Source organism: Chitinophaga jiangningensis (assembly GCF_900142605.1).
Classification (GTDB): Bacteria; Bacteroidota; Bacteroidia; order Chitinophagales; family Chitinophagaceae; genus Chitinophaga; species Chitinophaga jiangningensis.
In genome coordinates, this window is sequence record NZ_FRBL01000006.1 from 313614 (window position 1) to 336960 (window position 23347).

Here is a 23347-nt window from a genome sequence, read left to right on the forward strand (position 1 = left end):
GGCTAATTGAGCGGCCGCAGGCCGCTCAATTAGCCGGAAAAATTTAAGATACAATCGTCTGCCGCAACTTCACAATATTGGCAGCGCCACGTTTAATAATAATACGGGTACCTCTTTCGAAGGTAAAGTAACGGTAGAACCAGTTGATGAATACAACGAGTTTATTACGGAAACCGAGAAGGCTCATGAGGTGCACGATCATCCACACTACCCAGGCAGGGAACCCACTCAGTTTAATTCCGGCAAATTCAGCTACGGCGCGGTTTCTACCGATGGTGGCCATGCTGCCGAGGTCTTTATAGTGGAACGCTTTCAGTGGTTTTTTCTGCAATTCATTTTTAATATTGGCAGCGAGGTTTACGCCTTGCTGGATGGCTACCTGTGCTACCATTGGGTAGCCTTTAGGGAAGCGGGAGTCGTTGGTCATCTGTGCGATGTCGCCGATGGCGTAGATGTTTTCAAAGCCTTTGACCTGGTTAAATTCGTTGACGAGAATGCGGCCGTTTGGCAGGGTCACATCCGGTGCGATGCCTGTTACCGGTACGCCTTTCACGCCGGCGGACCAGAGGAGTGATTGTGTTTTGATCTGCTCACCGTTGCTGAGGGTTACTACTTCACCGTCATATTCTTTAACGCCGGTGGAGAGCATCACTCTTACGCCGAGTTCTTCCAGTGCTTTTACGGTTTTTTCAGATGTTTGATCGGAGAAGGAGGCGAGGAGTCGCGGACCTGCTTCGATCAGGTATACATTCATGAGGTTTTGCGGAATGGAAGGATAATCTTTTGGCAGAATATATTTACGCAGTTCAGCGAAGGCGCCGGCGAGTTCCACACCGGTAGGGCCACCGCCTACCATAACGAAGTTGAGTTTAGGTTTGATGAGTTCCGGATCGGTGAGGAGTAAGCTTTCTTCAAACTGTTTTACCACGTAGTTCCGGATCTGTACAGCTTCGATCAGGGATTTCATGCCGATAGCGTTTGCCTCGATAGTTTTATTGCCGAAGAAGTTGGTATTACTACCGGTGGCAAACACGAGGTAATCGTAGTGCAGTTCACCGATGCCCGTTTCGAGTATATTGTCCTGTGGTCGTACGCCAGTCACTTCCGCCATGCGGAATTCCAGGTTTTTCTGTTTCCGGAAAATTCCTCTGAGCGGAAAGGCGATACTATCCGGCTCCAGGCCCGCAGTGGATACCTGGTACAGTAGTGGTTGGAACAGGTGATAGTTGTTCCTGTCCAGCAGCACTACCTGAACTGGCAGATGTTTCAGGTGTTTAGCAAGATTGATACCTCCAAAACCACCCCCTACTATTACTACCCTTGGATTGTTCGTGTCCGGAATGTTGAGCTGACTCATAAGTTTCAGTTTAAAAAGATATGTCTGATTCGTTGTTTCCTATTATCACTTTTAGCAAATCCTATGCTATCGTTAATAATTTATCAAAGTTACTAAACTTTCAGAAAAAAATGAAAGTTAAATAATGTGTAATTTGTACACAAAGGTGATTGATTTTGGGAATAAAATAAAAAATAGTTCGACTGAAAGCCCATCCAGGGATACATCATGTAATTATTTGATCCCGTAATCTCAGCATATCCGCGCGAAGCATGTGATTCTGCAAGTCCGCCTCAGCAACGGCGGCCAACAACCTACATTTTATCTTCTGTAGGTCGGAAGGCCAGGTAGCAGGCGCGTGAAGCGCGGAATCCCACGGGTGACACCGGAGGTGTCACCCGAAAATCAGGCCAGCAAACTGTATAGGTTCAGGTAATATATTTTTTAAGGAGATGTTATTCAGTCCATGCCTGGGCGGCCCTTACGGCTCTTTCCCAGTTATGACAGAGCTCGTGGCGCACGTTCTCTTCCATATTGGGCTTGAATGAGGCATTTATTTTCCACTGTTGGGCTAATGTTTCCACACTATCCCAGAAACCGACGGCGAGCCCTGCGAGGTAAGCGGCACCGAGGGCGGTGGTTTCGGTGATATTGGGTCGTACTACGGTAGCATTGAGGATATCCGCCTGGAACTGCATGAGCATATTATTGCTGGTAGCGCCACCGTCTACACGAAGTTCGCTGATGCTCATGCCCGTGTCAGCTTCCATGGCGTTTAGTACATCGCGGGTTTGATAGGCGATGGCGTCCAGTGCGGCCCGGGCCACGTGTGCGGCGGTGGAGCCGCGGGTGAGGCCTACCATCGTACCGCGGGCATATTGATTCCAGTAGGGTGCACCCAGGCCGGCAAATGCGGGTACCAGGTATACACCGTCGCTGTTGGGTACGGTGGCAGCCAGCTTTTCCACGTCGGCGGAGTGTCGGATTATACCGAGGCCATCACGGAGCCACTGCACTACGGCCCCACCTATAAAGATGCTGCCTTCCAGGGCATAGCTGGTTTTCCCATTGATTTTCCAGGCCACGGTAGTGAGCAGGTTATTTTTGGAAGGCACGGGTTCATTGCCGGTATTTAATACCATAAAACAGCCGGTGCCATAAGTATTTTTAATCATACCCTGCTGTGTACAAAGCTGTCCAAAAAGGGCTGCCTGCTGATCGCCCGCAATACCTGCGATGGGAATACTGAAAGGGGTGAGGGTAGGAGCGGTGTTGCCGTACACTTCACTGGACTCCCGTACCTCCGGCATCATGCTGGCGGGGATATCGAAAAATTTGAGCAGCTCCTGGTCCCATTGCATGTCGTGGATATTAAACAGCATGGTGCGTGAAGCGTTGCTGGGATCGGTGATGTGTAGTTTGCCGCGGGTATAATTCCATACAATCCAGGTATCTACCGTTCCGAAGGCCAGTTCTCCGTTTTCCGCTTTGGTACGGGCCTCCGGCACATTATCGAGGATCCATTTTATTTTGGTGGCGGAGAAGTAGGCATCGAGGATGAGGCCTGTTTTCTCCCGGATATAAGGCTCCTTTCCGTCTTTCTTCAGCTGGTTGCAATAGTCTGCGGTGCGCCTGTCCTGCCACACGATAGCATTATGTACTGGCTTGCCGGTTTTACGATCCCAAACGATGGTAGTTTCGCGCTGATTGGTGATGCCGATGGCAGCGATCTCTTCTCCGCTGGTATTGGCGCGCAGCAGCACTTCACCGGCTACGCCGGCCTGCGTGGTCCATATTTCCATGGGATCATGCTCTACCCATCCGGCCTGTGGGAATATCTGTTTAAATTCTTTCTGCGCCACCGCTACGATAGCGCCCTGTTTATCAAAAACTATCGCGCGGGAGGAAGTGGTGCCCTGGTCCAGCGCTAGGATGTATTTTGCCATAATAGCTACAACACAGAAGTGGAGTATTTGTTTTTTTACCAGGCGAGGAACCAGGCCGCAGGCCTGGTTCCTCGCCTGGCTCTCCAGCGTCGCAGGCGCTGGAGAGCCAGGCAAAAAATTTGCTTCTTAGCTTTGCGCAAAAAAAATCCCCGGTACATCTCTGCACCGGGGATACACCATCTAAAAAATATTGCGATTACATTTTCTTGGCATCTTCCAAGAACTTCGCCAGGCCGATATCCGTTAAAGGATGTTTCAGCAGGCCAAGGATTGAGTCTAACGGACAGGTACAAACGTCGGCACCTGCTTCCGCACACTTCACAATGTGGAGCGCGTTGCGGATAGACGCAGCCAGAATTTCAGTTTTGAAACCCTGAATGCTGTAGATCTGGGCGATCTGAGCGATCAGCTCAACACCATCCCAGCTGCTGTCATCGATACGACCGATGAAAGGAGATACATAGGTAGCACCTGCTTTAGCTGCCAGAATAGCCTGGCCGGCAGAGAATACCAGTGTACAGTTGGTTCTGATATTGTTATCAGTAAACCATTTGATTGCTTTCACGCCATCTTTGATCATCGGTACTTTCACTACAATGTTGGAGTCAATTGCAGCCAGCTTTTTACCTTCCTCAATGATGGAAGCGAAATCAGTGGATAATACTTCGGCACTTACATCGCCGTCACCTACGATCTCGCAGATGTCTTTGTAATGTTGCAGAATAGCAGCTTCACCTTTAATTCCTTCCTTTGCCATCAATGATGGGTTGGTGGTTACACCATCCAGTATACCGAGATCATGAGCCTCCTGTATTTGCGCCAGATTAGCTGTATCAATAAAGAATTTCATACTATGTAAATTAAAAGTTGTACGGTTTGTATCAAATTGCGGAGTAACTGTCATTAGAAAGGGAGATGGGATATGAACCAGCTGACTAGTGACAGCGACCTAATGACCTTTTTAAAAGAAAAAAGGCAAGTTACTTATATCGCACCGCTTCAACCGCCTACCCTTGCTACATTCCTGTCCTGGGGGAGTTCAGCAGGAGCTGGTCGTATAAGACTTGCCGGTTGCAAAGGTAATACAATGTGTTGTAAATCCAAATTTTATGCAATTTTTCTTAAAAATATTTTTTAAAATGATTTTTTAGAGAGCCATGAAACCCTTTGCTGTATTACCTTTCAACGGTTGTGTAATAATTATAATCGTTGAGCACCGTTTCCAGAAACGCAGTATCGGGCAGGTCGGTACTGATTTTTAACACCTCTTTTACACGGTTCGCAACCCGCGCTGCCAGCTGATGATCGCCGGTCAGTGCGCGGTCCAGCAACTCCTTGATCTTATTCATATCTCTGTCAGATAATCGTAAGATTTCCGGAAACTTAGGCTGGTAATTCACAGCTGACAAATCTCTGAAAATAGTTTCCTCTATACTTCCCCGGGGCTTGGTACTAATCACGATAGTGCCGGCTACCACATCGCCGAGGCGCTGATTCAGCGGCGACCTTAATATCGACAACACAGGTACGATCGCCCAGAAGAAAACAGGCTGTTCTATTATCCTGAAAAACCAACGCACCAGGTGCTGACTCGTAGTAGGTACATTGCCCACCATACCCACTACCTTGATGCTCATCGCCATTTTTCCGGGCGTTTGCCCCTCCATAAACATTTCAAACAACAAAGGATAAGCTATCACAGGCAACAGGATAACAATGATAAAAAGAACAGCAATGGCCGGTTCCTGGAATATCCTGGACATTGATCCTATTAATAACCCAAAAATGCCGATGTATACCCCGCGAACCACCTGATCTATCAGCCATGCCAGAAAGCGCTGGCCCAGATCGGCAGCCTCAAACTCAAGGTCAATATTAAATGAAGTAGGGATTTTGATCGCGGTCATGCTCAAATCTACACAATTGTTTATATATTGTTGCACTAATCAGGCATGAGAGAGTCTCTATTTATCAAGAAGAATTTAGCGCGCTGGAAAAAATACCAGGAGGAACCCACCGATAATCCGGATGAGATGTCAGACCGTTTTATCTCCACCCTGGACGACCTCGCCTACGCCAAAACTTTCTATAGCTTTAGTAAGGTTACGCGCTACCTCAACACCATCGCAGCTGGCATCTTCCAAAAAATATATTTGCATAAAAAGGACGACCAGGGCAGGTTCCGGCAATTCTTTATCTATGAACTCCCCCTGCTGTTCCGCAAATATCACAGAACACTGCTGTATGCTTTCTGCTTCTTTTCTGTGTTTGTACTCATCGGGTCCTTCTCCAGCGCACACGACGAAACCTTTGTACGTGGCGTACTCGGAGATGAATACCTCAACATGACGGAACGAAATATCGCCAACGGCGACCCGTTCGGCGTGTACGGCAACTCGGAAGAATGGTATATGTTCTTCCGCATCGCCTTCAATAATATCTACGTATCCATATCCGTATTCGTAATGGGAATCTTCTTTTCCCTCGGCACGCTGTACATGCTCTTCAAAAACGGGGTGATGATCGGCGCCTTCCACTACCTGTTCGTATCCCACGGCCTCGGCTGGAAAGCCATCCTGGTAGTGATGATCCACGGAACACTGGAGTTATCTAGCATTGTTATCGCCGGTTGCGCAGGTTTGATCCTGGGAAATAGTCTGCTCTTTCCGGGCACTCATAAACGTATCGACTCCCTGAAGAAAGCCGCGAAAGACGGTGTGAAAATAATGGTAGCACTGGTACCGGTGTTTATTGTAGCCGCCTTCCTGGAAGCCTTTATCACCCGGCATTCTACCATGCCCATCGTGGTGAGCCTGCTGATTTTAGGTAGCTCGCTCTATTTCATCATATTTTATTTTATCTGGTATCCCATCTCCCTGCATAAAAAAGGATATGCGATCAGTGAAACAGGAAAGGTGATTGTAAAATGAGAAAGTATATCTGCTCCATACCCGCACTCACAGCCTGTTTGATGCTGTTATTTATTCACCCTGCCGCTGCGCAGCAGATGGGTACGGACAGCACATTGTATGAGGAAGCCAGTGCCGATACTGCCTTTACTGCCGGAGAAGATTCCACCTATTACGAAGATGACGGGGAAGTAGCTGAACTCTCCTCTCTCTCCGAACCAACAGGATTCCCCGGATTTTACAGGCGTGATGTATCCGCGGAAAAACTCAAAGCGCTCCGTGAAGATGAACGCCTGCATTACAGTGATAACAAAGACAAAGACAGCGTATCCTGGTGGACGCTGATCGTGGGCGCCACCTTACTCTACATCACTGCACACATCATTATTTTCCGCTGGGTAATTGTCGGAATAGTACTGCTGGTGCTGGGCTACCTGATTTACAGGTACATGCGCAAAAACGGCCTTAGCTTCTTCCGTAAACCTGCATTAGTAGGAACAGTTGTAACACCGGAAGAAACCGAAGTACACAGCGCCTCCGAATACCTGCAAAAAATCAAGGCTGCCGAGGCCTCCGGAAATATCCGCGAAGCTATCCGCTGGTGGTATCTCTACACTTTGTTCCAGCTCGCAGAAAACGGCTTGATCAAACCTTCCAGAGAAAAAACCAATAAAGATTATCTGCGTACACTCAGAAATACCCCGCTGTACAAACCTTTTTCCGTACTGACAATGGACTACGAGTACATATGGTATGGCGGATTTAATATTGCTGCAACAGATTTTGAAAGAATTCAGCAACAGTTCCATGATTTCAAACTTCAAATCAGTAAGCAGCAGTGAGTAAAAAAATATACTATATAGCAGGTGTGCTGGTAGCCATACTCCTTGTATTGCTGATCGCCAGCACTATGCATACCAACAGGCAGGAGCAGCAAAGCACCGATATGTCCAAACCTACTTTCTCCAGTAAGGACACCAAGGCCGGCGGTGGCTACGCTGCCGCAAAACTGCTGCCATCGCTGTTTGCCAACAAACCGCTGCAAATTGTTACCAAGCCGTTTTCCAATACCTATAAAAAGGAATCGGAGCTGCACAAAAGCGGAAACGTATATATCATTGTTGCCAACGAATTATTTCTGACAGAAAATGATATCAACAATTTGCTGGCTTATGTGAATAACGGCAACGAACTGTTTATTGCCGTAAATAAAATGGACCCGGCCCTTAACCTGAAACTGGGCCTGGTAACCAAACTCCCCGAGGATGGTGGTGTGGTAAAACGTGGTTCCCAGGCTTACCTGGATACACTCAATAATATCAACGTATCCTATCGTTATGCAGGCCCAATGGTGGAACGTTATTTTACCAAAGCAGATACCAGTATCACGCGGGTAATAGGCTACAGCACGCATGAGCATCCCAACTTTGTGAGAATACGCTATGGACAGGGACGCATTTTTGTGTTACTTAACCCATATACTTTCACCAACTATTTTGTGCTGCATAATAATAACACCGAAGCTTTCGCGATACAAATGAGCTATCTGGACCAGGTGGCGTCCAACATCTACTGGGATGATTTTTATAATACCCAGAAATCTTCCCGCAATGATGAGTTTTCGGAATGGCAGGTGCTGCTGCGCTATCCGGCCATCCGCTGGGCACTTTGGCTTACACTGGCACTGATGCTGCTGTACGTGTTGTTTGAAAGTAAGCGCCGGCAGCGGGTCATACCAATGAAACCTGTAGTAGCCAATTCATCACTGGAATTTGTGGATGCTATTGGCGAACTCTATTACCAGCAACAAGACCATGCAAACATTGCGCATAAAATGATGCTGCATGTATTGGAGTATATCCGTAACCGTTATTACATTAATACCAATCAGCTGGATGCATCTTTTGCAGAATTGCTGGCACATAAATCCGGCGCTGAACCGGCGCAGGTGGCGCGTATGGTGCGACTCCTGCACAACGTGCAGACCAATGGTTATGTGGACAGCGAGTTTGTAAGAGACTTGTACCGGCATATTCAACTGTTTTATATAAATACCAAATAAGAAATGGACACAAATACATTTCAGCCACGTACCGATTTTACTGCACTCCAGGAAGGAGTGGAAGCGGTGCGAACAGAGATCGGAAAAGTAATTGTAGGTCAGTCAGAAATGGTGGACCTGCTGATCACTGCTTTGCTGGCACAAGGCCATGTGCTGATAGAAGGTGTACCCGGTGTGGCCAAAACGCTGACAGCCAAACTGCTGGCGCAAAGTATTGACGCTGATTTTTCCCGTATCCAGTTTACGCCGGACCTCATGCCGGCAGATGTGCTGGGCACCTCTGTGTTTAATCCACAAACCCGCGAATTCGAATATAAAAAAGGCCCGGTATTCAGCAACCTGGTGCTGATCGATGAAATCAACCGCGCCCCGGCAAAAACGCAGTCGGCCCTTTTTGAGGTAATGGAGGAAAGGCAGATCACCAACGACGGTCATACCTACCAGCTGGATAAACCATTTATGGTAATTGCTACCCAAAATCCAATTGAGCAGGAGGGCACCTATCGCCTGCCGGAAGCGCAGCTGGACAGGTTCCTGTTTAAAGTGCAGGTGAAATATCCTGAGCTCGAAGAAGAAATTGCGATTTTGGAAGCAATGAACCAATTGCCTTCGCCGGAAAGTATTATTACCGTAGTAAACAAGGTGCTTACTGCAGCGCAGTTGATTCATTTTCAGCAGCTGGTAAAGCAGGTAAGGATGGATGAAAAACTGCTGCACTTCATTGCGGGTATCGTACACGCTACACGTCAGCATTCTTCCCTGTACCTGGGAGCTTCACCGCGTGCATCCATTGCCGTTATGAACTGTGCAAAAGCGCAGGCAGCCATGAATAACCGCGATTTTGTGATTCCGGAAGATGTGGTGTCGATGGTGACACATGTGCTGCGTCATCGCATTATTCTTACGCCGGAGCGTGAAATGGAAGGTATCACTACTGATGATGTGATTGCCCAGATCGTTAAAACAATTGAAGTTCCAAGATAATTTAGTTTAAAACATATGCCTGGTACCGTAAAAAGTAACATCTTCAAAAATCTCTTTTTCCACAACAGGTTTTACCTGATGATGGGAGCGGTGGTGATATTGTTCCTGGTCGCATTTTTTGTGCCGGTGTTATTTTCAATTGTGGTGCTGCTGTTCTTTATTGCAGTAGCCCTTACGGTGGCGGATATGGTATTGCTGATGGGGCGTCCGTCTGCTATCATAACCGTAGAACGCATCATGGCTAACCGTTTCAGTAACGGTGATGAAAATGAAGTACAGCTACAGGTGCATAATGGCTATGGCTTTCCGGCCAGGTTCGTCATACTGGAGGAGGTGCCGGTGCAATTCCAATGGAGGAATTTTAGTTTGGAGATGCAAATTCCACCAGGGGCGGATCATACGTTTACCTATCAGCTGCGCCCGGTGGAGCGGGGTAACTACGGTTTTGGCTATACGAATGTTTTTGTGAGTACGGCTTTAGGTTTGGTTAACCGGCGTTTCGTGATCGATAATGAAACGCAGGTGAGCGTGTATCCCAGCTTTCAGCAGCTGCGGCATTTTACCTTAAAAAGTTTTTTGCAGGAGCAGGATCATTTCGGTATTCATCGCCGGCGTATCATTGGGCAGAGTGTGGAGTTTGATCATATTAAGCCTTATACTAAAGGCGATGATGTGAGGCGGCTCAACTGGAAGGCTACTGCCCGCACGGGTAACCTGATGGTCAATAGTTTTGTAGAGGAAAAAAGCCAGCAGATTTATTGTGTAATAGATAAAGGAAGAAGTATGCGCATGCCGTTCGACGGCTTGTCGTTACTGGATTATGCCATTAATGCCACCTTAGTATTCAGCAATATAGCCTTAAGTAAAGGCGATAAGGCGGGGCTGGTTACCTTCACGGAAAAAAGAATGGAGATGCTGCCTGCCAGCAGTAAAATGGTGCAGCTTAATAGTATCCTGGAATCCCTGTACGCACAGGAAACACAGTGGCAGGAAAGTGATTATGAAACATTGAGTGTGCAATTGCGCAGCCGGCTGCCGCATCGTAGCTTGCTGGTGTTGTTTACTAATTTTGAATCCATGTCGGGTTTGCAGCGCCAACTGCCTTATCTGCGGCGCCTGGCGCAGTATCACCTGTTGCTGGTCGTGTTTTTCGAAAATACAGAGTTGAAGAAAATGACGCAGGAGGTAGCCTATGATATGGAAGGTATTTACAAACAAACCATTGCCCAAAAGTTTGCCTACGATAAGAAGCTGATTGCTAAAGAGCTGGGAAAATATGGTATTATGTCGATTCTAACGCCACCGGAGCAGTTAACCGTGAATGTGGTGAATAAGTACCTGGAGCTGAAGTCCAGGATGTTAATCTAATCTTTATCCGGCAGTTGCTTCACCGGTATTGTTGTGATCAGGTATTTTTCAGGATTTAATTTATACCAGGCTTCCACCTGTATAAACCGGGTGGTGTCGCCGGCCGGCAACAGCAGGTCCTGCCCGAGGATTTGTCCGGCGGAGGCTTTAAACCTTACCAGGTTGGTATCCAGCGGAAGGATACGGTCACTACTGAACTGACCTTCTACGTTCAGGTAAAAGCGTATATTTTTTTTCAGGCTGTCAGCGTATTGATTGAAGCGCATGCCGATGAGGTGTGGCAGTTCTAAGGTAGTGTGCACGGGTGCTTCGCCGGGCAGGCTGACGGTGAGTTGTACCTGGTAGTTATCTTTTTGAAGTTGGGCGCGATTGAAGGTGAGTATGCCGTTGTTTACTTCTCCGTTGGAGGATTGTACGGTCAGTTTATTCCATTTCAGTTTACCGTTGGCGATGCCGGTGGTTTCCTGAGTGGTACTGTCGCTAAAGGTGAGGCGTATACCGATGGGGGTATAGTTATAGATTTCCGGGAGGGCGTTCACGTCGTAGCCCGCGTAGGCATACACCAGTTTCCGTTGCTGGCTGTGTACCAGCAACGGAAATAGGATGCATATTGTGAACAGCAGTTTTTTCAATTGGCTGGATTTAGAGTCGTACTGCCAGTTGTCTGGCTACATACTTGCCCAGGATATCGAATTCGAGGTTAATGGTATCTCCCGGATTGATATACTGGATATTGGTAAACTCGTAGGTGTATGGGATGATGGCAACAGAAAATTCTTCTGTGGTTACATCGAATACGGTGAGGCTGATACCGTTGAGGCAGATGGAGCCTTTTTCTACCATAAGGCCGGCGAATGCGGCAGGGTAGCGGAAGCGGAACAGCCAGCTGCCGTCTTGCGACTCGCGGGAAACGCAGGTGCCTACGGTGTCTACATGGCCTTGTACCAGGTGTCCGTCGATACGTCCGTTGAAAACCATGGCTCTTTCGAGGTTTACTTTCTGGCCGGGTGTTAGCAGGCCGAGGTTGGTTTTCTGGAGGGTTTCTGTAACGGCGGTGGTGTTGAAGGTATTACCTTCTATGTGGGTAACGGTGAGGCATACACCGTTATGAGATACGCTCTGATCTACTTTCAGTTCAGGTGCGATGGCGGATTGAATGGTAATTACCAGATTTCCGCCTTCCTGTCTGGTGGCAATTACTTCTCCTAGTGTTTCTATGATTCCTGTAAACATATGGCGAATTTATGAAAGTTAGCTGACTCTTGGTTTCCATGGAATTTCTTCCACGCCGAGCTTGTGGCCGGTCCAGCGGGCGAGCACGAAGAGGTAGTCGCTCAGGCGGTTAATATATTTGAGTATGAGTGGTTCAATAAACATGTCCTGTTCCTGCATGCCTACGCAGAGGCGTTCTGTGCGGCGGCATACGCAGCGGGCGATGTGGCAGGTGGATACGGCTACGTGGCCGCCGGGGAGTACGAAAAAGCGCATGGGTGGCAGTTCTTCGTTCATGGTGTCGATCGCTTTTTCCAGGAGGGTGATATCTGCTTCGTGGAGGTCTGGTATTTTGAGTTTGGTTTCTTTGTCCGGGTCGCATGCCAGGGCGGAGCCGATGGTAAAGAGGCGGTCCTGTATTTCGCGGAGCAGGTTTTTGGTGTCCGGGTCGGCTATGTAGTCGTTAACGAGGCCGATGTAGGAATTCAGTTCATCGACGGTGCCGTAGGCGTCGATGCGTATATTGCTTTTAGGCACTTTGGTACCGCCTATGAGGGAGGTTTTACCTTTATCGCCTGTTTTGGTATATATCTTCATACACTAAAATTAAAACAAAAAATCCTTCCGGCAGGCGGCCGGAAGGATCACTAAGGTGTATGAAGGGGGATCAGTTGGTGACTACATATTTCTGGTTAATACGGTCGGATTCGATGACACCGTCGCGCAGGCGGATGATGCGGCGGGCGTGGTCGGCGATATCTTCTTCGTGGGTTACCAGTACTACGGTATTACCGGAGGCGTGGATGGCGCCAAAAATATCCATGATTTCGATGGATGTTTTGGTATCCAGGTTACCGGTGGGCTCATCGGCGAGGATGAGGGAGGGATCGTTAACCAGGGCACGGGCGATGGCCACGCGTTGGCACTGACCTCCGGAAAGCTCGTTGGGCTTATGATCGGCCCTGTTTTCGAGTTTTACTTTTTCGAGCATGGCCATGGCTTTTTCCAGGCGCTCTTTTTTGCCTATGCCGGCGTAGATGAGTGGGATGGCCACATTTTCCAGGGCGGTGAGGCGGGGCATGAGGTTAAATTGCTGGAATACGAAGCCGATTTCCTTGCCACGAACGCGGGCGAGGTCGTTATCTTCCATTTTGCTTACATCGTGTCCGCTGAGTATGTAACTACCACTGGTAGGGGTATCCAGGCAACCGAGGATATTCATCAGGGTGGATTTTCCGGAGCCGGAAGGGCCCATGAGGGCTACATATTCATTCTTGAAAATATCGAGCGTAACCCCTTTCAGAACGGGTAATTCGTTTTTTCCGAGGTAATAGCTTTTGCGGATCTCTTCCAGGTGAATGACGGACTTTTGCATGTAAGGTTATTTCTTGATGATTTTGGGCACTTTGAAATATTCATCGGTGGCTTCGGGAGCATTTTTCAGGGCTTCTTCCCTGGTGATGGAGGATATAACCGCATCTTCCCTAAACACATTATAATCTTCCGTAAGATGGAGCAATGGTTTTACATTGCTGGTATCCAGCTCATTGAGTTTTTCTACGAAAGTGATCATCCGCTGCAGGTCACCGGTAAATTCTTTCTTTTCTTCTGCACTGAATTCCAGGCGGGAGAGGTCTGCCAATTGCTGTACCAGTGTGTCGTTGACTTCCATAAACAAATTAAACGAAAAGGTAATGAATTATAAATGGTAAATTGATAGTATTCCAAAATTAGGGATAAACGGCCAGATATTTTAAATTGCGCCCTGTTATGGCAACAGAAAAAGAAATAGTGGTAAGCGGCATACGCCCCACCGGTTATTTACACTTAGGAAATTATTTTGGCGCCATCCGTAATTTTATTCGGATGCAGGAAGATTTTAACTGCTACATTTTCGTAGCGGACTGGCATTCACTGACCACCCATCCTGATCCGAAAGATCTGCCGGGTAACGTAATGCGCGTGCTGGCAGAGAACATTGCTTCCGGCCTGGACCCTGAAAAGGCGGTGGTGTATGCACAGAGCGATGTTCCTGAAATTGCTGAACTGTACTTATTAATGAATATGCTGGCTTACGTGGGTGAGCTGGAAAAGGTGCCTACCTTCAAGGATAAGGTACGTTTACAGCCGCAGAATGTAAATGCCGGATTGTTAACTTATCCAGTGCTGATGGCGGTGGATATCCTGATCCAGCGGGCCGTAAAGGTACCTGTGGGTAAGGACCAGGGGCAGCATCTGGAAATGGCCAGAAATTTTGCGCAACGCTTTAACCATCGTTATGGTAACCTGTTCCCTGAGCCGGCTGCCTTTAACTATGGAGATAGCCTGGTGCGAATTGCGAGCCTGGATGGTAATGGTAAGATGAGTAAGAGTGAGAATGAAATGGCTACTATTTATCTGGCAGATGAAGATGATAAAATCATTCAGAAGCTCAAAAAGGCGAAAACTGACAGTGGTACCGGCGAGCCGGGGGCACCAATGCCGGAATCTGTTGCCAACCTGATCACATTGATGGAGCTGGTTTCAACACCGGAGGTAGTGAAATTCTACCAGGATGCATGGGCTAACCAAACTATCCGTTTCGGCGATATGAAGAAACAGCTGGGTGAGGACATGGTGAAATTTGTAGGACCAATCCGTGAGCGGGCAAAGGAGTTGCAGCGTGATACGGACTATATGCACAAAATCATGAAGCAGGGTGCAGAAAAAGCCAGAGCTAATGCCAGCGCTACACTGCAGGAAGCGAAGAAATTAATCGGTTTAAAATATTATTGATTCCTTATTTTCAATAGATATTTGAACCATATCAACACAAGCATGGCGAAACAGACAAAAGTCAAACATATAGCAATAGCAGGCAATATAGGCGCGGGAAAAACTACCCTCACCGAAATGCTTTGCAAACATTATAAATGGCATCCGCAGTACGAAGATGTGGAGCATAATCCTTACCTGAATGATTTCTATGAGGATATGCCCCGCTGGTCGTTCAACCTGCAGATCTATTTCCTTAACGGCCGTTTAAAGCAGTTGCTGGAAATTCAGAACGGCAATCAGACGGTTATCCAGGACCGCACCATTTACGAGGATGCGCACATCTTTGCACCTAACCTCTACGAAATGGGGCTGATGACCAAACGTGATTTCGATAACTATTTCAATTTCTTTGAAACGTTGAAGTCAATGGTGAAGCCGCCGGATTTGCTGATCTACCTGCAGGCTTCCGTGCCTACGCTGGTAGCGCAGATTCAGAAGAGAGGAAGGGAGTATGAGGAAAATATCCGCCTCGACTATCTGAAACGACTAAACGAATATTACAACAACTGGATTGAGAAGTATAAAGAAGGTCCGTTGCTGGTAATCGATATTGATAAAAATAAGTTTCCTGAAAGCGAGGAAGATCTGGGTGAGATTATCTCTAAGATTGACTCCCAGCTTTATGGATTGTTTTAAGTTTTTCTCTGTGTGGGCAGCCGGGCGAAGCCCGGCATCCACACCAGCCACACCGAAGGTATGGTTGGCACCCCTCCTCAAAAAATCCTTCCACGTTAACATCCACTAAAGGTTTTACCATTTCTCTCCCCCTATATTTGCGCTATAAATAATTGTTTGTTTAACCTGAATATTATGTTTAACCCGCTGATACTAATCCTGCGTGCTGGCACGCTTTTCCTTTTATTCATTACCCTTTCTGTCCATGGCATGCAGTTACCGCCTGCGGCACGTTACTGGCATGGGTCGGTTTTTGGGGAGTTATACAGAGATGCTGTTTCATCAGGGGCCAATCCCGCGTTACTGGCTACCAGTAAGGGTGGAGTAGCGGCTTTTACCACGCAGCCATTTGGTATGGCAGGTATTCCCCTTTACACGGCTGCAGTAGTGTTCCCAGCAGGTAATACCGGCGTGGGTTTACAGGTGATGCAATTTGGTAATGCTTATTGGCGGCAGCAGGATATCAGTGGTGGCATGGGCATTGGCCTGGGAGAGCTATTGCAGGCAGGCGTGCAGTTTGGATACCGGAGTAAGTCGGTGGTGCAGTACGGCAGCAGTGGACAGATAATGGCTGGTGCGGGCTTCAGGTGGAAGCCCACAAAGCAGTGGACCAGCGCAGTGCAGGTAATAAAGGGCGATTATATCCAATACTTTGCAGGCTTGGGCTGGCAACCTACCGATGATTTTCTCTTTAGTGTAGAGGGAAGTAATACAAAAGATAAAAAGTATTACGGCACGGTGCAGGTATTAAGCAGGCTGGTACCTGCATTGGCACTGCAACTGGCGGTTACGGGCTTACCGGCCTACCTTCAGACGCTTGTGCTGATCACAGTGCGCCAGTTGCGGATAGATGTAGGAGCAGCACTTCATCAGCAACTCGGCCTTACACCTTCAATAACCCTGGTATGGCAAAAGCAGTAATCACACTGCTATGGTTGCTGACTATTTATCAGTATGCACACGCTCAACTGGAAGAGCAGGAACTATCCCGGGAAGCGCAGCAGCTGCTGGAAAATGAAACAGCCGCTACCACTGGAACCAGTGAAGATGATGAACAATGGCAGCAATTAGCGTATCGGCAAAAGCAGCGCCTGTCGCTCAATGCAGCAGACATACAGGACTTAACAGCACTGGGAGTGTTGTCGCCACTACAGGTGGAAAGCCTGCTGCAATACCGAAAACTCCTGGGCGATCTTGTGAGTATCTATGAGTTACAGGCAGTTCCTGGATTTGATATGGCGTTGATTAAAAAACTATTGCCCTATGTGAAAGTAGGGGATGATTTGCAGGCGCATTATTCGCTGAAAGACCTGTTTCGCAAAGGAGAACAATCGGTACTGCTGCGCTACAGCCGGCAGCTCGAATTATCCAGCGGCTATGAGCCGAAGGACATTGCACCGCCATCTTACAAGGGCAGTCCGGGAAGAATGTTTATACGTTACCGTTATAATTTTTCCCAACACCTGAGCTACGGTGTAACCATGGAGAAAGACGCAGGAGAGGGCCTCTTCAGCGGGGCGCAGCAAACAGGGTTCGATTTCTACAGCGCTCATTTATTTGTAACGAATTATAAAGGTATCAGGTACCTGGCGTTGGGTGATTATGCGGTGAACCTGGGGCAGGGGCTTATTCAATGGCATAGCCAGGCAGGAGGAAAGGGAGGAGCCGTATTGCAGGTAAAGCGGGAAGGCTCTGTATTAAGGCCATATACCTCGGCAGGAGAGTATTATTTTTTCCGTGGAGGAGGTGTTACTACCCGTATCCATAAACTGGATATTACTGCCTTCACCTCGTTGAGAAAATTGGATGGTACCCTGGCGGTAACCGACACGATAGAGGACGAAATGATCGCCACCGCAATAGCCGCCAGCGGCTATCACCGCACGGCCGCTGAAGTAGCGAAGAAAGGGCAGCTTACACAGTTTACCAACGGGCTCTCCTGCAAATGGAACGGTAACTGGCAACCGGCAGTCAATATGATCCTGCACCAATTTTCTCCGCCAATTCAGAAAGAAATGAAGCCTTATAACCAGTTTGATTTTCGTGGAAAGCAACTCATGAATGTAAGCGCTGACTACGCAGGTACCTTTCGTAACATTCACCTGTTCGGAGAAGTAGCCACAGATATGTTAGGAAACCTGGCAATGATGCAGGGCGTGCTGATGAGTGCCGGTAGTCAGGCTGATATTTCAATTGTGTACCGAAACTATAGTAAGCAATACCAAAGTTTGTATAGTAAAGGGTTTGGGGATAGCTATAAAACAATGAATGAAGAAGGGATTTACCTGGGCGGTAGTCTTAAATTATCACGCAGGTGGACGCTGGACGGCTATGCCGACTTCTTCCGTTTCCCCTGGCTGAAATATGGTGTGGATTATCCTTCCGGAGGAACAGCGTTTTTAACACAGCTCACCTTCCTGGCACGTAAGGATTACCAATACCAGTTACGGATAAAGCTAAACACAAAATACCCCAACCTGCAAAGAGCCAAAAGCATCCGGTGCCATGCGGAACGCAGCTGGAATAAGCAGTTGTCAACCGCAGTCAGGATAGAATACAACCTGATGGCTGCTACTGAAACAGCATTGCAGCGAGGTTGCCTAACTTACCTGGACCTGACTTACCGTTGTAAGCAGTTCCCCTTCCAGATCAGCGGCCGTTGTACCTGGTTTTATACAGATAGTTACCAGTCACGGTTATACGCTTATGAAAGCAGCGTGCTATACGATAATAGCGTAGGTCAGTATTATGGAAAAGGCTGGCAGTACTATTTAAATATGAAATACAAAATCAGGAAAAACTGGTCCGTATGGGCAAAATGCAGCCAGGTGTACTACCCGGATGTAACCAGCATCGGTAGCGGGTTAGATAAGATATACGGCAACAAAAAATCGGCACTTCAACTACAAACGATGCTGAGTTTTTAATGGGCTGGTAAAGTTCACGTAAACGAAATCAATATCCTAATAGGTTTTTAGCCATTGATTTTCAATACGATATTTCGTATAGGAATGAGCGTTAAAATAATGTTAAGGAAAATTGATGTTGTTTTACAAATTTTTTCTACCTTGTGCTAACTCAATGCATCAACCAAAATCTAAATCAAATAGCGATTATGCCAATGTCGTAATACGTTATAATGCCCAACACAACGGTGGAATAATACTTTTACCTTCATTTGTAAGAACTTGTGCCAGACTGGATTTCCCGTTATTTGTTGCCTGATAGTTTTGCTATAGACTGTAATTAATGTTGTTAAAGAAATGGTTCTTGTTTATGACATAGCGCGAGCTGTGACTACTTGTATGTATTAAAAATAAGTTTAGATGTTTTCCTATGCTATTATAGGCTAGCTATGCGTCATAGCGGCCAGGGACAGGTTTTTTATTGCTTGTGGAATTCCATCCCATAATTTTTTATCATTTAAAGTTCAACCAAAATCTGAATCATCTATGAAAAAGATGCTACTCTTTTTTGCCATGCTTATGGCAGTAGTCAGCATGCTACATGCCCAGACACGGCCGTTGTCGGGCTCCGTGAGAAGTACGGACGACGTTCCGCTTCCGATGGTCACCATCCAAATCAAAGGCACCACCAACGGTACCGTTACTGATGCTAAAGGTCGCTTTAGTCTTACCATACCCGAAGGTGCAGTGCTGGTAGTAAGAAGCCTGGGCTATCAGACAAGAGAAATACCTTCCGGTGCTGCAGCTACCTTAAATATCATGCTTACCCAGGATGATAAATCCCTCAGCGAAGTAGTAGTAACCGCTTTGGGTGTGAAAGAAAACAAAAGAAAACTCGGCTTCTCTGCACAGGATATCAAAGCTGAAGACCTTACCAGAACTGCTCCATCCAACCCACTCAGTGCGCTCTCCGGTAAAGTGGCCGGTGCCTCTGTGATCACCGCTTCCGGTACGCCCGGCGCCGCCGTACGCGTAACCATGCGCGGTCCTACCACCCTCGGTGATAACCAGCCACTGTTCGTAGTAGACGGTATCCCAATGGATAACAGCGAGGTAAACACTGGTAGCGATGGTGGTGGTACCGCAGGTGTTACCCAGTCAAACCGCCTCGTAGATATGAACAACGACGATATCGAATCTATTACCACGCTGAAAGGCCCCGCCGCCGCCGCCATCTATGGTAGCCGCGCCTCCAATGGCGTAGTGGTAATCACCACCAAAAAAGGTAAACGTACGGTAGACGGAAAAACATTCAATGTATCCTATACCGTTACCGGTAACTTCGATAAAGTAAATAAACTGCCTGAAAGACAAAATAAATACGCTCAAGGCTTAGAAGGTACTTACCTCGGTCCTGATAACAGCAGCGGCTTCAGATCCTACTCCTTCGGCCCGGCTATCGACACGATGGTTTTCGATGGAAATACCAACTACCTGTGGGATAAGAACGGCCGCCTCGTAGGTAGAAGCTCCAACCCAAGCGGCAAAAAAGCGGTAGCCTACGATCCTTATGATTTCTTTGTAACTGGTAAAGGAATACAGCATAACCTCAGCGTTAGTGGTGGTAATACCAACCTGGGATACCGTGTTTCTGTTTCGCACATGAATCAGGGTGGTATCATCCCTAACTCTAACTTCAAAAAAACAACAGTTAACTTCTCCACCGATTATAAATTCAACGAAAAGTTCAACGTTGTTACTTCCATGAACTACGCTAACTCCGGCGGTAACCGCCCCCAGCAAGGTTCTAATACCAGTGGTATCATGTTGGGACTCCTGCGTACCACCCCTACATTCGACAACTCCAACGGTGGACTCAAATTCGATGACCCAGCTACCTATATGCTCGGTGATAATTCCGGCAGACAACGCAGCTACCGCGGTACCGGCGGGTATGATAACCCCTACTGGACCGTGAATATGAACCCTTATAAGGGTAACGTACAACGCTTCTATGGTAATGTAACCATGAACTACAAACCATTCGAATGGCTGACCATTACAGAACGTGCAGGCGCGGATTATTCTACTGATAACCGTAAACAAATCTACTCCAAATACTCTGCCACCGCGGTGTCTGGTCAGTATTTCGAAGATCAGATGAGTAGCTTCACTATCAATAATGACCTCTTCGCTAACATCCAGAAAACTACCAAAAGAATGTCTTATGGATTAATGGTGGGTCATAACGTATACGACTATACGTATAAGTATTTGCACACACAAGGTGATGCATTCGTATCCAACGATTTCCAGGGAATTACCAATACCCTTAGTAACAGCCTCGGTATTTCCAACTCGCGCCAGCGCCGTGTGGCCTTCTATGGCCAGGCCAACTTCAGCTACGATAACTACCTGTTTATCGAAGCTACCGGCCGTTACGAATCCAGCAGTACACTGCCTGTGGAAAACCAATGGTACTTCTTTCCATCAGTAAACGCTGGCCTCGTATTTACAGATGCACTAAAAATGAATTCCAAAGTGCTGAACTATGGTAAGATCAGAGCCGCACACTCCATGGTGGGTAGAGCCCTCAGCCCATATTTCACTACTACCTACTTCGGTCAAACTGCCCCCGGCGACGGCTGGACCAATGGTATCACCTTCCCGTACAACGGTCTTGTAGGATACTCCAAAGGAAGTGTGATCGGCAACGATAAGCTGAAAGCAGAAAAAACAAGTCAGACGGAGTTAGGGGCTGAACTCCGATTCCTCGGTGATCGTATCACCCTCGACTATACCTTCTACAAAGGAACCAGTAAAGACCTCCTGAACCAGGTAACAGTAGCCACTTCCAGCGGTTATGGCAGCATCTGGCTCAACTCCGCTACCATGACGAACGTAGGGCATGAGGTAACCCTCGGTGTTACGCCGGTTAAAGCAAAAGACTTTAGCTGGAACATGACTTTCAACTATTCACAGAACAGGAACAATGTGGTGAAACTGGCGGATGGCCTGGATCGGATCGATTTTAACGGCTTCACTGGTATCTCCACCTCCGTACTGGTTGGTAAACAATATGGTACCCTTTATGGTACCGGCTACCTGAAAGATGCGCAGGGCCGCCTCGTGATCAACGACGAAGATGGCAGCCCGGACAAAGGTCTGCCAATCCTCCAGGATGCATTGCAATACCTGGGGGATATCAACCCTAAATGGATAGGTTCCTTCGGCAATACCTTTACCTACAAAGGTCTTTCCCTCTACTTACTGTTCGAAACACGTCAGAAATTCAGCATGTGGAATGGTACCTGGGGTGCAATGACCAACTTCGGTGTAAGCGCCAATACCCTCGACAGATACACTACCAAAGTATTTGACGGCGTAAAAGGCCACATCGATGCTAATACCGGTGAAGTAATCACCAAAGGAGAGAAAAATAATAATCCGGGTCTGCTGGATGAATACTACTATACCGGTGTAGGTAGCGGATTCCTCGTAAACGAGCCATTTGTGGAAGATGCAAGCTGGGTACGTTTACGTGAAATGTCACTCTCTTACCGTCTTGATGGTAAGAAGTTGTTTAAAAACAAACGCTACTTCCAGGCCGTAACCATTTCTGCTATCGGCCGTAACCTCTGGCTGAGCACCAAATACAAAGGTGTAGATCCTGAAACGAGCCTGTTCGGAACCCAGGAAGCACAAGGTTTTGATTACTTCAATAACCCGGGTACTAAAACCTATGGCTTCAGTCTGAAATTCGATTTCTAGTCCGGGAAATATCATAGGTAGTATTAAAAAATTGACATCATGAAATATAGCAATAAAATTATAGCCACATTAGGTATCGCTGCAGTACTGCTCAGCACCGGATGTAAAAAATACCTGGATGTAAACGTTGATCCAGACAGACCTTTACTGGCCTCCCCTGGTCCGGTACTCGCCGGCGCACAGGTTACGGGTGCGTATACGTTAGGCGGCGCCGACTTCTCCCTGGTTACCGGTATTTTGACCGGCCAGGTAACAGGAGCCGACAGGCAGTTTGGTAACTACGAGAAATATCAGCTCGTGGCTGATAACTTTAATAACCCATGGAGCAGCCTGTATCAGGGTACCCTGATCAACTACCAGGAACTGCTGCATACAGCAAGTGCTAAAAAATACTTCCTGCTCGGTGGTATCACCAAGCTCATGACAGCTTATACCGTGCTCACCATGACGGACGTATGGGGCGATATTCCTTATACCGACGCATTCAAAGGCCTGGAAGGGCAGTATAAGTCTAAATACGATAAGCAGGAAGACCTGTATAAGACCATTGATGGCTTGATCACTTCTGCCATCGCTGATCTGAACAACCCGGTTCCGGGCGTGAATCCTGGTACCTATGATGTAGTATATGGCGGTTCAGCTTCTAAATGGATCAAATTTGCCAATTCACTCCGTTTGCGTTTGCTCATCCATCAAACTAAGAAGGATGCTGCCGGCACTGCTGCCAAAGTGATTGCCGCTGCTGCTGCACCCGGTGGCCTGATCACCGCCTCCGCCGATGATGCTGCCGTTTATTTCCTGGACGACGAATCAAGAGCTAACCCGCTGTACCAGTTTAATACACAGCGCGAAGGCTATGCGGAGTACAATGATACCTATCTCACGACTACAATGGAAGCAGCCGGCGATACCCGTTTGGACGAATACCTGGGTGGCTTCTACGATTCTCCCAATTCTTCCGTGCTGATGATCACCAGCTATGAAGTGGAATTCATCCTGGCAGAAGCCTACGTAAGAGCCGGAGATTTGGTAAATGGCAAACTCCACTACGAAAATGCGGTGAAAGCCTCTTTTGCTAAAGTAGGCGCTGCAATTGGTAACTACCTGACTACTGCCGGCAGCTTTGATGCCGCTGCTAATAAGCTGAACCTGGTATTGTCACAGAAATATGTGGCCATGTATCTGCAGGCAGAAGCCTACACTGACTGGCGCCGCACTGGTATTCCTGCGCTTACATCCAAAGTAACTGGTAAAGAAATACCACGCCGGCTGCCTTATCCACAGTCTGAAATCTCTTATAACTCCGAAAATGTTCCGGGTGGACTTACCATCAATTCTAAAGTTTGGTGGGATCAATAATC

General features: G+C 47.5%; 20 protein-coding genes and 1 other RNA gene. 11 read left to right on the top strand and 10 right to left on the bottom strand.

Going from position 1 to position 23347, the window contains the following annotated elements; translation table 11 throughout:
* Positions 1 to 43: 43 nt before the first annotated feature.
* From BUB18_RS16850 to BUB18_RS16870, 5 genes are all read right to left on the bottom strand, one after another.
* On the bottom strand, positions 44 to 1357 hold the full coding sequence (locus tag BUB18_RS16850) for an NAD(P)/FAD-dependent oxidoreductase (protein ID WP_073083355.1): 1314 nt from the start codon (positions 1355 to 1357) through the stop codon (positions 44 to 46).
* A 434-nt stretch (positions 1358 to 1791) separates the two neighbouring features.
* The gene (gene glpK, locus BUB18_RS16855; RefSeq protein WP_073083357.1) at positions 1792 to 3282 is read right to left on the bottom strand and encodes a glycerol kinase GlpK; all 1491 of its coding nucleotides are present in this window, start codon (positions 3280 to 3282) and stop codon (positions 1792 to 1794) included.
* Positions 3283 to 3478: 196 nt separating this feature from the next.
* A complete protein-coding gene (gene fsa / locus BUB18_RS16860) occupies positions 3479 to 4132 on the bottom strand; it encodes a fructose-6-phosphate aldolase (RefSeq protein ID WP_073083359.1) in 654 nt (217 codons plus the stop codon).
* 120 nt (positions 4133 to 4252) lie between these two features.
* Positions 4253 to 4352: signal recognition particle sRNA small type (ffs, locus tag BUB18_RS16865), an RNA gene on the bottom strand.
* A 105-nt stretch (positions 4353 to 4457) separates the two neighbouring features.
* Entirely contained in the window at positions 4458 to 5189 is a 732-nt protein-coding gene (locus BUB18_RS16870; RefSeq protein WP_073083362.1) for an RDD family protein, read from the bottom strand.
* A gap of 45 nt (positions 5190 to 5234) precedes the next feature.
* On the opposite strand from BUB18_RS16870, the gene BUB18_RS16875 reads away from it, so the two are divergent.
* Genes BUB18_RS16875 through BUB18_RS16895 form a run of 5 tightly spaced genes read left to right on the top strand, consistent with a single transcriptional unit; the run spans position 5235 to position 10605 of the window.
* On the top strand, positions 5235 to 6212 hold the full coding sequence (locus BUB18_RS16875; protein WP_073083364.1) for a stage II sporulation protein M: 978 nt from the start codon (positions 5235 to 5237) through the stop codon (positions 6210 to 6212).
* Positions 6209 to 7033: a DUF4129 domain-containing protein gene (locus tag BUB18_RS16880; protein ID WP_073083367.1), complete on the top strand. Its 825-nt coding sequence runs from the start codon at positions 6209 to 6211 to the stop codon at positions 7031 to 7033. The genes BUB18_RS16875 and BUB18_RS16880 overlap by 4 nt, the downstream gene beginning before the upstream one ends.
* A complete protein-coding gene (locus tag BUB18_RS16885; protein ID WP_073083370.1) occupies positions 7030 to 8253 on the top strand; it encodes a DUF4350 domain-containing protein in 1224 nt (407 codons plus the stop codon). Before BUB18_RS16880 ends, BUB18_RS16885 begins: the two co-directional genes overlap by 4 nt.
* Positions 8254 to 8256: 3 nt before the next feature.
* Entirely contained in the window at positions 8257 to 9237 is a 981-nt protein-coding gene (locus tag BUB18_RS16890) for an AAA family ATPase (protein ID WP_073083372.1), read from the top strand.
* A 15-nt stretch (positions 9238 to 9252) separates the two neighbouring features.
* Positions 9253 to 10605, top strand: coding sequence for a DUF58 domain-containing protein (locus BUB18_RS16895; protein WP_073083375.1), 1353 nt, complete (start codon positions 9253 to 9255; stop codon positions 10603 to 10605).
* On the opposite strand, the gene BUB18_RS16900 is transcribed toward BUB18_RS16895, so the two are convergent.
* The 5 genes from BUB18_RS16900 to gatC all read right to left on the bottom strand — a co-directional run bounded on the left by BUB18_RS16900 (position 10602) and on the right by gatC (position 13489).
* The gene (locus BUB18_RS16900; RefSeq protein WP_073083376.1) at positions 10602 to 11237 is read right to left on the bottom strand and encodes a hypothetical protein; all 636 of its coding nucleotides are present in this window, start codon (positions 11235 to 11237) and stop codon (positions 10602 to 10604) included. The two genes, BUB18_RS16895 and BUB18_RS16900, sit on opposite strands and share 4 nt — an antisense overlap.
* Before the next feature lie 10 nt (positions 11238 to 11247).
* Entirely contained in the window at positions 11248 to 11838 is a 591-nt protein-coding gene (locus BUB18_RS16905; RefSeq protein WP_073083379.1) for a riboflavin synthase, read from the bottom strand.
* An 18-nt stretch (positions 11839 to 11856) separates the two neighbouring features.
* Positions 11857 to 12414, bottom strand: coding sequence for a cob(I)yrinic acid a,c-diamide adenosyltransferase (locus BUB18_RS16910; protein ID WP_073083381.1), 558 nt, complete (start codon positions 12412 to 12414; stop codon positions 11857 to 11859).
* A 70-nt stretch (positions 12415 to 12484) separates the two neighbouring features.
* Positions 12485 to 13192, bottom strand: a complete 708-nt coding sequence (locus BUB18_RS16915; protein WP_073083384.1) for an ABC transporter ATP-binding protein — start codon at positions 13190 to 13192, stop codon at positions 12485 to 12487.
* A 6-nt stretch (positions 13193 to 13198) separates the two neighbouring features.
* Positions 13199 to 13489, bottom strand: a complete 291-nt coding sequence (gene gatC, locus BUB18_RS16920; RefSeq protein WP_073083387.1) for an Asp-tRNA(Asn)/Glu-tRNA(Gln) amidotransferase subunit GatC — start codon at positions 13487 to 13489, stop codon at positions 13199 to 13201.
* Positions 13490 to 13587: 98 nt separating this feature from the next.
* Between gatC and trpS the strand changes: the two genes are divergently transcribed.
* The 6 genes from trpS to BUB18_RS16950 all read left to right on the top strand — a co-directional run bounded on the left by trpS (position 13588) and on the right by BUB18_RS16950 (position 23345).
* Positions 13588 to 14592, top strand: coding sequence for a tryptophan--tRNA ligase (gene trpS, locus BUB18_RS16925; RefSeq protein ID WP_073083389.1), 1005 nt, complete (start codon positions 13588 to 13590; stop codon positions 14590 to 14592).
* Between the two features lie 42 nt (positions 14593 to 14634).
* Positions 14635 to 15270, top strand: coding sequence for a deoxynucleoside kinase (locus BUB18_RS16930; protein WP_073083392.1), 636 nt, complete (start codon positions 14635 to 14637; stop codon positions 15268 to 15270).
* Positions 15271 to 15444: 174 nt separating this feature from the next.
* Positions 15445 to 16230 carry a hypothetical protein gene (locus BUB18_RS16935; protein WP_143159977.1) on the top strand — a complete coding sequence of 262 codons (786 nt, stop codon included), beginning with the start codon at positions 15445 to 15447 and terminating at the stop codon, positions 16228 to 16230.
* Positions 16215 to 18236 carry a ComEA family DNA-binding protein gene (locus BUB18_RS16940; RefSeq protein WP_073083396.1) on the top strand — a complete coding sequence of 674 codons (2022 nt, stop codon included), beginning with the start codon at positions 16215 to 16217 and terminating at the stop codon, positions 18234 to 18236. Before BUB18_RS16935 ends, BUB18_RS16940 begins: the two co-directional genes overlap by 16 nt.
* Before the next feature lie 525 nt (positions 18237 to 18761).
* Complete coding sequence (locus BUB18_RS16945) at positions 18762 to 21986, top strand: SusC/RagA family TonB-linked outer membrane protein (RefSeq protein ID WP_073083398.1); 3225 nt, start codon at positions 18762 to 18764, stop codon at positions 21984 to 21986.
* A gap of 39 nt (positions 21987 to 22025) precedes the next feature.
* A complete protein-coding gene (locus tag BUB18_RS16950) occupies positions 22026 to 23345 on the top strand; it encodes a SusD/RagB family nutrient-binding outer membrane lipoprotein (protein WP_073083400.1) in 1320 nt (439 codons plus the stop codon).
* The last annotated feature ends 2 nt before the right edge of the window (positions 23346 to 23347 follow it).